We start from the raw sequence: 12,006 nt of genomic DNA, 5'->3' as shown, positions 1-12,006 counted from the left end.
TCGTTTTCGTTTCGGGTGCTTAAAAAGGTAGGGATTAGGGAATGCAAGGTTTTTTGGAAAAATACTACCCACAGGGCTGGAAATTTTTCCCGGAAGCAGGAGGCTTGACCTTGCATTCCCGTCAAATCCCGGAATTATCTTTGCGCCCAGAACGGAAATGACTACCTGATGCGGCCCACTGAAAGGCGCGAAAATGGAGGTAAACGGAAGTAGAGGCAGATTAGACAGAAAACTTCAAAAGAGAAATCCGTGAAAACAGGAAGCCCCCAACAAAAAAAGAACATAGCCGGTAAGGTGAAACCGGGCAAACCACCTGTAAGGAAGTATGGTTTTATCTGTCCGGCCAGACGTGTCGGGGCGGACAGATAAAATCATTCTTCCCGATTTGCCTGCTGTGGGTGACAGCTTGTTCCATTTATGGACAAGCGGTCATACACGGCTTTCCGCTTCCGGCTCAAAAGAACAGCGAAAAAGAAAAATCATCTGAAAAGCCATAAAAGCACCACTTGGGCATAAGCACAAAAGAAATGGGCCTTGCCTCACCAGTCTAAACTGTTGTTTAGGCGTGAGGCAAAGCCCTTTTCTCCGCTTATGCAGTAGTCGGCACACGTTCGTTCAAGATCTTTTTGGGCGATGGTGTACCGACGAATAAAGCCGCTTTTACGGAAAACCTTGTATGAGATAGAAAAAATCAGGGAGATTCATATCAAAATCTCCCGTTTTATTGTTACTTTTGCATATGAAGAGTTCTTTGAAGGTTACGCAACGCGCAGAAGAATAATGCAGCAGATAACTAACTAAATCGTAACCTATTACTATCATGAGCGATTAACATACGCTCATTTCCAATAAAATACACTCTTTTCGTAACTTCGCAACACGATTTAACAACGTTCGAATTACTTTCCGAATGAACGCAGTCCGATATTGGGCCTCGCCCGCGGCAGGCATGCTGTGCCAAGCCCTGATTTTCGGGCTCTATGCGACCGGAGACGCCCTGTGGGGAGAGCATGCGGAAACCGATCCGGTGCCGATCGACGACGGAATCCTGCCGTTCATCTACGGCGTGATTGCGATTCCCGTCACGCTCTATGCCTACGGTTACCTGATTCTCCTGCGGCGGCATCCCGGGAAGTACCGTCTCCTGACCTGGATCGCGGCAGGCCCGATAGCCATATGCAGCATTTGTGTCTGGTACGGACTGTTCGGATGCCATGCCTCCTCGTGGAGCGCGGGAGTCGGATCGTTCGTCAGCTATCTCATCTGGGCGAGCGGTTATTTCGTACCGGTTTTTTGGGAGGGATACCGATATGCGGAACGTAATAAGGATTAATAACTCTTTTTTTATGAAAATACCGATCGGATGGTTCGGATTATTGCTCTGTGCCGTTCTGAGCCTGCAACCCCTCCGGGCGCAGCAGCATCGGGCGGAGCGACCGAACCCGATCACCCGTTCCCTGCACGAAGGCCTCGCCGCCGTATCGCCGGACGGGAAACACTGGGGTTACGCGGATTCCACGGGTCGGATCGTGATTCCGCCGCAATGGAGTTTAGTTTCCGACTTTTACGAGGGGATGGCACGAGTGGTCGTGGCGGAGAGTCTGCATGGGATGGTCGTACAAGATATTCCGCATAATATCCAGGTCGCCACGCCGGGGGAAACGGGGTTGATCGACCAAAACGGGAACTATATCGTTCCGCCGGAATACAGCTATATCGACATCAACCGCGGCGAACCCTACCTGCGGTTCAACCGCGGCGCGTACGACCCTGCCGGTGCCGAAAGCCCGGACTTTCGACGGGTCTATCCGGGATGCAAGTGGGGATTGATGGATTTACGCGGGAATATCGTCCTGCCCGATACGGAATACGACTACATCTGGCCCTTGTGGACAAACGGCCGGTATTATTACGGCGTCGAGAAAAACGGCCGATACGGCGTGCTGGAGCCCGGGACGTGGCGATTGGTCGTTCCGTGGGGCGACTATGCCTCGGACGAGGAGTTGTACGACCGCCTGGAACGACTCTAAGCGCAACTTCGACAACCTTACCGGGCGATCCGAACCGTCCGAGCCCGCCCCGACCGGACAACGACCGAACGTTTCCAGTCCACGAAGGCATTATCGCCGAGCGGCCGGGCCGCCTGCGCCTCGTCTTCGGCCAGCAGCGTGACAGCGGCGTCATATGCGGTCGGGTTGAACAGGGTGAGGGTAATCCCTTTGTCCGTTTTTTCGACCTTCCGGAGCACTACATGGTCGAATACGTAGGCCCGTCCGGTGTCCGTCCGCAGATAGATCCCCGGCACCTCGATCGCCATCAGCGCCCCATTGGTCTCGTTCCAGCCCGTCTGTCCCCCGTCACCGCGCGATCCGCGGCTGTCGGCGTCGCAGTAGGTAAGCCGTTCGGTAATCCGGCCGTTGGGCTGAATCCCCTCGGCATGGGCATGGATGATGTCCCGCAGCAACGCCGCATAGAGCGTGTCACCCGTCTCGCGGTAGAGTTTGAAAAGCGCGTCGCCCGACTGGGTGCAGAATCCCGGCGCGCCGTGTTTGTTCTGGGTGCTGGCCCAGACCGCTCCGGTGAGGTCGGCTCCGAGCCGGGCCAGCGGCGTATCGTCCGGCAGCCGGTAGCGGAACGACACCGTCCAGGTGGCGCACAGGTTCGCCAGATCGGTGCACCACGTGCGATAAGCCGTATCGCCCGTGGCTTCATACAACGTCATCAGCGAAGTCATCAACGCCGCAGCCGTCTCGGAGTCGGCATTCTGGAGGATGTCTCCGCAGCCGCCCGAGGTGAAGCCCCGCAAGGCGAAGTCCCGGTAATAAAAGTCCGCCGCCTGCCGGGCAACGTCGAGGTATTCCGGATTGTCATAGTACCCGGCCGCGAGCGCGAGTCCGCCGACCGCCATCGCCCCGCCGGTGGTGTTGTAAACCGCCACGCCTCCCGTCGCGAGGTCGAGATAATTGCCCCACGTCCCCTCCTCTTTCCACGTCCGGACGAAAGCGTCGGCCAGCCCGCGTACGCGGGCCTCCCACTCCGGCCGGATCGCGTCGCCGCGCCCCTGTTTCCGCAGCAGGTCGAACTGTTTGACCAGCCAGTAGAGCAGGTCGGCGTTCTTGCGGGTCAGGGCGATGCCCGGATGAAGTTTGGCGGCGTCGCGATAAAGCGGCTTCCCGTCCGAACCGAGCACATCGCAGTAGTAGCCGCTCTCGCCATAACCTTTCAGGAGCCCGAAGTCGAAAGTGTTGGACACACGCCGCAAGCGGAGCGTATCGCCCGCCGCGAGCATCGGGTAGGTGTTCATCAGCCCGCCGATCCAGCCGTAGGAGATCCAGTCGGCGTTCTCCGGGCAGTAGTATTCGCCCGCCGCGCCCACATGGTAACGACTCTCGACATTGCGTTCCATCCGTCGGCGTACCTCGCTCATCGGCATCAGGTCGCGCGGCGCCGTCTGCGGCATGTGACATTTCCGCTCGCGCATAAAGCGGGCCAGCAAATCCGGCACCCCGTCGGCCGCGAAGTCGAGCCGGGTAACGCGAATCTGGATCGTGTCGCCTTTCCGGACAGACAATCCCCGGTCGGGACTCGGACTGAAGCCTATGAACTCGGGTTTCCGCTCCCGCACGCCCGGCGCGCTGACAACGAAGGTGGCGATGCTCCGGTCGGGCGACTCCTCGACGATCAGGCCGTGGTCTTTCACCTCGCCGTCCCGTTCGATTCCCTGATCGGTCAGCAGGATGGTTCCCTGCCGGTTCGCCCGGTCGAGCCAGACGATGGCCGGGGTCGAGGCGTTGCAGACGAGCAGCTCCAGCCGCGAAGCCGCGCCGAACTCCGGCGAGAGCTGCGGAATCGGATTCGAGGTCAGCGCCAGGTCGCGCCGGCCGTAGTCGGTGGCGTCGAGACCGGTGGCGTAAGAGCGGTTCACGATGCGCTGTCGATTGCCGCCGTAGACGGCTGCCGGAATCATCACATAGTTGTCGCTGCTCCACCCGTAGCGGTCGAAAGCGACCGCCACCCCGGCCTCCGTCATGTCGCGCAGGGCGCGGAAAGTAACGACCAGCAAGGAGTCACGGCGTTCGGAAAGGATCACCTCCCAGTTCCCGGACGCCGGGCCGATCTCTTCGGCCCGGACGAGCACCGGCCCGTCGTAGCGGCAATCGAGCAGCCGGACGCTTTTGGCCGGGTCGGGCGAAGCAGGCAGCCAGCTGCCCCGGGCCTGTCCCTGGGCGGAACGAATACTGAAAACCGACAAGCAAAGCAGGGTTGTACCGTATACGTATAACAAATGTCGAGTCATATCTCCAGTGTTCTTTCAAGGGAGCGGTTCGATTCCGTGCGAACCGTCTCGGGTTAGTTTTGTTCGTAGAAGATCGGCAGGGGCGGTGCGTCTTGCGGCACGTCGCCGTGCAAAGGTTCGTCCACCGGGACACCGCCCAGCGTACTGCGCAGCTGACGCAAGCCCTGCATCGGCGAGAACCAGATGCTCACGGCCGTCCCCTCGCCCCCCCGGTCGGGCATCAGCCGGGCATAGGTTCGGATATAATCCTCGAAGCCGGCAAGTGCCTTGTCGCAAATCTCCGCCGCCCGTTTCTGTTCTGCAACCGGAACCGTCCCGTCCGGATCTTTGCGTATCGTCCGCAACTCGGTCGCCTGGCGGAAAGCCTTCAGGTAGAGAACGGAGGTCAACAGCCGGTTGCCTAACAGACCGAGATGGCGTTGCGCCGCCGGATCGGAGTTTTGCCGATAGAGTCCGGCCGTGATTTCGCCGGCCCGCAGGTAGAGCGAATCGGCGTGGTCGATCTGTTGCGGCCCCATCCACAGGAACGGCCCTCCGCCCCGCCAGGCCCCCACCCAGCAGAATCCGATATTGCCCAGCCGGGCGGTCGCATATCGATCCGCCTCGTCGATCAGACGCATGACCCCGGCATACGAAGCCGTATCGCCGATTCCCAGCCGCGCGGCATATCCGGCATAGAAAGATGCCGGCGACACCGCCCCGCCGAGCGTCGATTCGGCGGCGTATCGGAACGTAGCCCGGTTCTCGGCCGTGCGCCAGTGGTTGAAGCAGACGGAGTTCAACTGACCGCCTCCGGCCAACGTATCCATATCGCAGAGCAGGCGACCGATACCGTCGATGGCGTTCTGCTGCAGGTACATCAGGCCGTCGAACTCGATCCAGGAGTAGAGTTCCGTACGGGCCAGCTCGTCGGAGGTGCGTACGACCGCAGGAAATGCCGCTGCGGTTCCCGCGCTGCCGTGCGAGGGCATGATCGTGATCGAGTGCGAAGGCAGAGCCCGACAAGCCAGCCGATAAGCCGGCCCGGTAAACTGTCCGACACTGCAATAGATGCCGAGTTTCAGCCCCCGGTTTCCCGCCCGGAATGTCGGATCTTGCTCCAACGCCAGAATAGACTCTTTGATGGTGCCGATCTGGCGGAAGAGGTATTCCAGATCGTTCTGCCGGTCGGCGATGCAGCGGGTGACGAGTGTGTCGGCCAACGCAGCCTCGCCGAACCAGCGCCGCAGCGTCTGCCGCACCTCCTCGCCGGTACAGGAGGCTCCCCAGCCGCCGGTCTCTTCGGTGATCAGCTCCAGGTCGTCGATCTGCGGATAGGTCTCCGTCAGTTTCCGGGCCATCCGGACAGTCTGGTCGACGGTGAATCCCCGGGGTTCGAACGAAAATTGCACCCACAGCCCCAGCTCTTTGGCGGCGGTCAACAACTGCCCCATCCATTCGACAGCGACCCGGCTGCGGGCCTTCCGGTCATGGAAGACCTTTTCGGCAGCCGGGATGCAGAAGATCGAGTCGTTCAGCGTAGCGATCGACTGCAACAACGGCGACCGGACGAAGTCGTGCGTATGGCCGTAAAAGAATTGCCCGGCCCAGCCCGTCGTATCGGTCGAGATGTCGTCTTCGTACCACTGGTAGGGGTAGCTGTGGACGACCAGTTTGTTGAACCGCATCCTCACCAGATTTTGCAGATACTCCACCGCCTGCCCGATCGGATAAGAGGAAATATCCATCGGGAAATTGACATGCTGGCGGATGCCGCGCCACCGCACCCGGGGAGTCACCTCGCGCCGGGTGCCGCACATATCGTCCCACCGGACCGCATCGGGCAGCGTGGCGCCGGTCACGTCGTAGAGGATGCCGAAATCTTCGAGGCAGGTGTAGACGGCAGCCAGAATGCCGGCCGGATCGCCGGCGATGAAGGTGACGTCGCCGCGCCGGTTGCAGGCATAGGCGAAAGTGCCTGTCTCCGCATAGGCCGGCTGACGACGGAACGTGAACTTCGGCCGTCTGGCCGGCGGCGCAATCCGCTCCAGACTGTCTATCCAGCGGCCGAGCTCCGCTTCGGCATAGGTGATGGCCGGCGATGAAGAGAAATCGTTGCGGACAGTCACCCCCTCCGCCGCACAGGAGGCGACACCCGCGAAAAACAACCCGGCCAGCAGCCGTTTTTTGATGGAAACCATACCGTAAGAAACTTTCAGAAAATACCCGACAGATGGCATTTCAGAAGCAAATATAGGAGACCGAAAACTATTTTACAATCTTTCTAACAAATTAACAATCAGACATTAATATGAAAAATTACAAATAGTACAAAGTACAGGAAGCCAGTATGCCGCTGAGAGATAAGGCCTTCTGCGGCCCGCCTCCGCCTCCCCTCAGAGTGTTAAAATGACAATAACCCTGCGGTGCGGTCGGCGGGTATGCTGCGCCGGGTATTGGATCGGTTGATTATCAGTGTTATATTTGGCGACCACAAACTCATTTCATACCATGTTCAAATCCCGTTTCGCCCTGCTGGCAGGGGCCGTTTTTTCGGCCGCGACTGCCTCGGCCCAGAATATTTACCTTTCGCCTTCGGGCCGTGACACCCATCCGGGAACGGAAGCAGCACCCGTCTATTCCCTGTCCGCCGCCCGCGATTTAATTCGAGCATTACCGGCCGGCAACGATACCGTGACCGTATGGATCGCGCCGGGCGAATACCGGATGGCGGAAACGCTGGTTTTCGACAGCCGGGACACGCGGCCCGTCGTTTTCCGGAGCCTGACAACCGAAAAACCAGTCTTCCGCGGGGGCGTGCCGGTATCCGGCTGGTCTCTGTGGCGCGACGGCATCTGGCGCACGCGGGTGCCGGAGACCCTGCGCTTCGAGCAGCTCTATGTGAACGACCGGCGCGCCGTGCGGGCACGGACGCCGAACCGGGGCTGGTTTTATGTAAAGGGGAGCCGCGAGACCGTGCTGGACAAGAGCGGCCCGCGGGCGGCCCGGTACGCCGTACAGCGGATCGCCGTGGCGCCGGAGGAGCTGGAACCGCTCAAAAAGCTCTCCAAAGAGGAGCTGCGCCATGCGACGGCGCTTTTCTATCATAAGTGGGACGTGACCCGCAAACCGATCGACCATGTCATGCCGGATTCGGGTTTCCTCTTCACCTCGGGCGAGGGGATGAAGCCGTGGAATCCGGTCACCGGCGGGTCGCGCTATGTGCTGGACAACTACCTCGGCGCGCTCGACGCCCCCGGCGAGTGGTATCTGGCGACGGACGGCTGGCTCTACTACATGCCGCGCGAGGGGGAAGAGATGCAGACCGCAACATGCTGGGCACCGACGATTTCGAAATGGATCGTCTTCGCCGGAACTCCGGACAAACCGGTGACCGGCAAGGAGTTTCGCCATATCGCCTTCCGGACGGCAGCCTACACGATGCCGGCCGGAGGCAACGAACCGATGCAGGCGGCAGCCGCCATCCCGGCGGCCATCGAGGCGGACTACGCCTCGGGGCTGGTGTTCGCGGACTGCGAGGTGACACAGACCGGCGGCTATGCGATCTGGCTGCGGCGGGAGTGTTTCGACAACCGCATCGAGCGGTGTCTGATCGAAGAGCTCGGAGCCGGCGGCATCAAAATCGGCGAGACGGAGATCCGGCTGGAGGGGCGTCCGGTGACGGCGCGCAATACGGTGGATAACAACATCATCCGGCACGGGGATACGTGTTCCCGTGTGCGGTGGGGGTGGCGATCTTCCAGGGAGCGGAGAACCGGCTGACGCACAACGAGATTGCGGATATGCGCTATTCGGGCATCTCGGTGGGCTGGAAGTGGGGCTACAACCACCAGAAAACGTGGGTCACGCGTATGGCCGAAGACGGAACGATGCAGTATGTGGAGGTGGAGGTGCCGAGTCCGGCGGTGGGCAACACGGTCGCTTTCAACCACGTGCACCATATCGGCTGGGCCGAGCTGTCGGACATGGGAGCCGTCTACACGCTCGGCGAATCGCCCGGAACCGTCGTGGCGAACAACGTGATTCACGACATCTACTCGTACGACTACGGCGGGTGGGGCCTCTATACGGACGAGGGCTCGACGGGGATCGTCATGGAGAACAACCTGGTCTATCACTGCAAGAGCGGCGGCTTCCACCAGCACTACGGCAAAGAGAACATCATCCGCAACAACATCTTCGCGCTGGGTTACCAGAACCAGTTGCAGTTTACGCGGGTGGAACCCCACCGGTCGCTGACGTTCGAACGCAACATCGTGCTGTCCGACCGGGGCGTCCTGCTGGGCGGATCGGGAGCGTGGAGCAAGGCGAATATCGCGATGGATCATAACGATTACTGGGATCTCCGGGCGGATACGATGCTGCGGTTCGACGGGCTGTCGTTCCGGGAGTGGCGGAAAGTCAAGGACACCCACTCGATCGTAGCCGACCCGATGTTTCGGAATCCGGAGGCCGGGGACTTCACCTTCCGCAGCCTGAAGACCGCCCGCCGCATCGGTTTCGTACCGTTCGACTATACGCGGGCGGGGGTCTACGGTTCGGCGGAGTGGCGGGCGAAGGCGCGACTCGCGACGGAGATAACGGACGCCTTCTCCGCCGCGGTGGAGGCGCGGGAGGCCCACTACCGGAAGGGGGCGCCGCAGCGGGGCGAACAATAAAATATAGCCGTGAAAAAAATCTGTTTTCTACTACTGGCGGCATGGTGCTGCACAGCGGCCCGGGGTGCGGGTCGAATCCGGGCGGAGGCGAATTCTCGTCCGCATACCTTCTGTAATCCGGTGAATCTGCCCTACCGTTTTATGCTGATTCCGGAGGGGGCGGGCGCTCGGGAGGCGGCCGACCCGGTGGTGATCAGGTTCGACGGAAGATACTACCTCTTCGCCTCCAAGTCGGGCGGATATTGGCATACGACCGATTTCGCGCATTGGACGCATGTGCCGATCGCCGACGACGTGCTGCCGATCGAGGACTATGCGCCGGCGCTGTTTGTGCAAGACGGGTGGCTTTATTACGTGGGGTCGACCCCGGGCGAGGCGATGTTATACCGGTCGAACGCCCCGGAGCGGGGAGTTTGGGAAGCGGTGACAAGGATTCCGTCGCATTGGGATCCCGCTTTCTGGGCCGAGGGGGACAACCTGTACATCTATTACGGCAGTTCGCCTTCGGATCCGATCCGGGCGGTGACGCTCGATCTCGCAACCTTCCGGCAAAAGGCCGCGCCGGTGGATTGCCTCGACAGCGACACGGCGGCACACGGCTGGGAGAGGCCCGGCGAACGGCATGAATTGAAACGGCGCCCCTATATCGAGGGAGCCTGGATGACGGCCCACGGCGGGAAATACTACCTGCAATATGCCGGCCCAGGCACCGAGTGGAAGAGCTATGCGGACGGCGTCTATGTGGGCACATCGCCGACCGGCCCGTTCCGTTATCAGGCGCACAACCCGACTTCGGCCAAAGAGGGGGGATTCATCTGCGGAGCGGGCCACGGCTGCCTGTTCGACGTGGAGGGGCAGTGGTGGAAAGCCGCGACCAACTCGATCTCGGTGAAACATCCGTTCGAGCGGCGCGTATCGTTCTACCCCTCCGGATTCGACGAAGAGGGATATTTATGGACAGACACCTATGCGGGTGACTATCCCCTTTGGCTGCCGGGCCACGCTCCGGTTCAGCATTCGACCGGGCCGGAATGGGAGCTGCTGTCGCTGCGCCGTCCGGTGCGGGTTTCGTCGGCCCTGGAGGGACATCCGGCCGAGCGGGCGGTGGACGAGGAAGCGCGCACGGAGTGGGTGGCGGCGACAGCCGGGGAAGATGAGTGGCTGGAGGTCGATTTGGGCGAGGGGGCACGGGTGGCGGCGGTGCAGGTCAACTTCGACGAATACGGTTCGCAGCTCACGGCGCGCGATCCGCAATCGCACCAGCATTACCTGCTGGAGGCTTCGCACAATGGCAAACGGTGGACGACTCTGGTGGACAATAGCGAAAAGGAGAACGATACGCCGCACGACTATATCGAATTCCGCGAGCCGTTCGAGGCGCGCTATATCCGGGTGCGCAATCTCTCCTATACTTCGGCTCCTTATTTTTCGTTGCGGGATTTGCGGGTGTTCGGACGCCGCGAAGGCGAAGCGCCTGCGTCGGTGGCCGATCTCTCCGTCGAGCGCCATGCCGCGGACGGCTGCCGGGCAACGGTACGTTGGACGCCGACGGCCGGGGCCGAGGGGTATGTGATCCGTTACGGTATCGCACCGGACAAGCTTTACAGCGCTTTGCGGATTCCGGACGGGAAGGTCGGCGAGCGGGAAATGACGGGCTTGAACCGGGATGTTCCGTATTGGTTCGCCGTGGATGCTTTCAACGGCAGCGGTACGACACGCGGCAGCACGACAGGGTGTCGGTAGCAGCGCGAACAGACGACAGGCAGCCCCCGCGACTCGCCCGAGAGGCGAATTGCGGGGGCTGCCTGCACCATGTACCCGATCTGCAGCACCGGAGCCTTATCGTGCTTCGTTGCGGAGCGGAATCTGGACGTTGAACGATCCGCCGTCGACACGTGCGTTCACCTCGTCCACCGCACAGGCACAATAGAGCACCAGCGGCACCCCCTGCTCATCGACCAGCAGCTGGGGACGCTCCAGACGCGCCACCTTCGCCACCTCGCCCGACGGCAAGACCACCTGCTTTTTCATAAAAAGGGACTGCTCGGGAAGCTCCCATTCGATCCCGTCGCGGGAGCGCATCACAGCCAGACACGGCTCGCTCCGGGTGAAAGCCCCGGTAAAATCTTTGAAGACGGCGTAGAAGCAGGAGTCCCGCCCGGAGTACCACACATAGGGGTCTTCGGCCGAGAGCCGTTTGTCCGCCCCCTCAATGGTCAGCACCTCGCAGTCCTGCGGCACGAAAGGCCCCGTCGGCGAGTCGCCGATCGCCACGCCGTGCACCCCGCGCCACGTGGGATCGTACAGATTGCCTTTGAAATAGAGCAGATACTTTCCGTCCGTCGGCCGACAGACCACCGCCGGATTGACCACGATGATATTGTCGGGTTTGGGCTGTGTGCCTGCGGGCGACGGGTCGACGATATCATTCGGTTTAACACGCGTCCGGGGCGCCAGCAGCGGCCCGAACGACCGCTCGAAGCGGCCGGCCAACAGGTCGTCGAACGACTCGAACGCAATCACACCGATCCGCAGCGACTGCTGCACCCGGGCACGCAGCGGCAACGTGCCGTCCGCCGACCGCACGCGGTCGTTACCGAGATCGACGCCGCCTACGTAGTAGAGGTAGTACCTGTCGCCGAATTTCCGCAGGTGGGGATTCATCACCGTCTGGGCATCCCAGGCCGATCGGTCGGGCCGGAAGCCGTCTTCGTTGAGGAAAAAGCCGAGGTGCCGAAACCCGCCGTCCGGTCGGTCGGAGACAGCCAGCCCCATCTTGGAACTCAACACCCACGCGGGATCGAAAGCGTATTTGCCGGTCGGCACCGCACTGTAGACCATATAGTAGCGTCCGTCGTCGCCCCGAATGACCGAGGCGCCCCACACGAAGTGATCCGGCTGTTGAAAAGCACCCTCGCCGCTCACAACCGCCCTGCCGTCGCGACGGATGACGCCGATCTCCGCCGGCCCGGCCTCCACGCGGTAGGCCTGTGCGGAGGCCGGGCTGTAAATGGCCGCACACAAGGCGGCACACAGAATCTCTCTTTTCAT

General features: G+C 61.2%; 8 protein-coding genes. 5 read left to right on the top strand and 3 right to left on the bottom strand.

The genetic code is table 11. The features are described 5' to 3' along the window. Nucleotides 1-910: 910 nt before the first annotated feature. Nucleotides 911-1,333 carry a hypothetical protein gene (locus tag QZ292_RS01255; RefSeq protein WP_294596718.1) on the top strand — a complete coding sequence of 141 codons (423 nt, stop codon included), beginning with the start codon at nt 911-913 and terminating at the stop codon, nt 1,331-1,333. 13 nt (nt 1,334-1,346) lie between these two features. Beyond that, nucleotides 1,347-2,030 (top strand): WG repeat-containing protein, encoded by a 684-nt coding sequence (locus QZ292_RS01250; RefSeq protein ID WP_294596716.1) that lies wholly within the window; start codon nt 1,347-1,349, stop codon nt 2,028-2,030. Between the two features lie 17 nt (nt 2,031-2,047). Here QZ292_RS01250 and QZ292_RS01245 read toward each other — a convergent pair whose 3' ends face one another. Then, nucleotides 2,048-4,297 carry a hypothetical protein gene (locus QZ292_RS01245; RefSeq protein WP_294596713.1) on the bottom strand — a complete coding sequence of 750 codons (2,250 nt, stop codon included), beginning with the start codon at nt 4,295-4,297 and terminating at the stop codon, nt 2,048-2,050. 53 nt (nt 4,298-4,350) lie between these two features. Continuing rightward, complete coding sequence (locus tag QZ292_RS01240) at nt 4,351-6,477, bottom strand: hypothetical protein (protein ID WP_294596710.1); 2,127 nt, start codon at nt 6,475-6,477, stop codon at nt 4,351-4,353. A gap of 310 nt (nt 6,478-6,787) precedes the next feature. Between QZ292_RS01240 and QZ292_RS01235 the strand changes: the two genes are divergently transcribed. From QZ292_RS01235 to QZ292_RS01225, 3 genes are read left to right on the top strand one after another with little or no spacing between them, the layout of a single operon-like run. Next, a complete protein-coding gene (locus tag QZ292_RS01235) occupies nt 6,788-8,059 on the top strand; it encodes a right-handed parallel beta-helix repeat-containing protein (protein ID WP_294596706.1) in 1,272 nt (423 codons plus the stop codon). Then, on the top strand, nt 8,005-8,955 hold the full coding sequence (locus QZ292_RS01230) for a right-handed parallel beta-helix repeat-containing protein (RefSeq protein WP_294596703.1): 951 nt from the start codon (nt 8,005-8,007) through the stop codon (nt 8,953-8,955). The genes QZ292_RS01235 and QZ292_RS01230 overlap by 55 nt, the downstream gene beginning before the upstream one ends. A 9-nt stretch (nt 8,956-8,964) precedes the next feature. Next, nucleotides 8,965-10,698 carry a discoidin domain-containing protein gene (locus tag QZ292_RS01225; RefSeq protein WP_294596700.1) on the top strand — a complete coding sequence of 578 codons (1,734 nt, stop codon included), beginning with the start codon at nt 8,965-8,967 and terminating at the stop codon, nt 10,696-10,698. Nucleotides 10,699-10,794: 96 nt separating this feature from the next. Here QZ292_RS01225 and QZ292_RS01220 read toward each other — a convergent pair whose 3' ends face one another. Next, a complete protein-coding gene (locus tag QZ292_RS01220; RefSeq protein ID WP_294596697.1) occupies nt 10,795-12,006 on the bottom strand; it encodes a glycoside hydrolase family protein in 1,212 nt (403 codons plus the stop codon).

Source organism: uncultured Rikenella sp. (assembly GCF_910577125.1).
In the GTDB taxonomy this organism is placed as follows: domain Bacteria; phylum Bacteroidota; class Bacteroidia; order Bacteroidales; family Rikenellaceae; genus Rikenella.
This window is presented reverse-complemented; position numbering and strand designations above follow the sequence as displayed.

What these genes read in the sequence shown, in the direction of transcription:
- QZ292_RS01255 (WP_294596718.1), top strand. Translation starts at nt 911, where the DNA reads ATGAACGCAGTCCGATATTGGGCCTCGCCCGCGGCAGGCATGCTGTGC.
- QZ292_RS01250 (WP_294596716.1), top strand. Translation starts at nt 1,347, where the DNA reads ATGAAAATACCGATCGGATGGTTCGGATTATTGCTCTGTGCCGTTCTG.
- QZ292_RS01245 (WP_294596713.1), bottom strand. Translation starts at nt 4,297, where the DNA reads ATGACTCGACATTTGTTATACGTATACGGTACAACCCTGCTTTGCTTG.
- QZ292_RS01240 (WP_294596710.1), bottom strand. Translation starts at nt 6,477, where the DNA reads ATGGTTTCCATCAAAAAACGGCTGCTGGCCGGGTTGTTTTTCGCGGGT.
- QZ292_RS01235 (WP_294596706.1), top strand. Translation starts at nt 6,788, where the DNA reads ATGTTCAAATCCCGTTTCGCCCTGCTGGCAGGGGCCGTTTTTTCGGCC.
- QZ292_RS01220 (WP_294596697.1), bottom strand. Translation starts at nt 12,006, where the DNA reads ATGAAAAGAGAGATTCTGTGTGCCGCCTTGTGTGCGGCCATTTACAGC.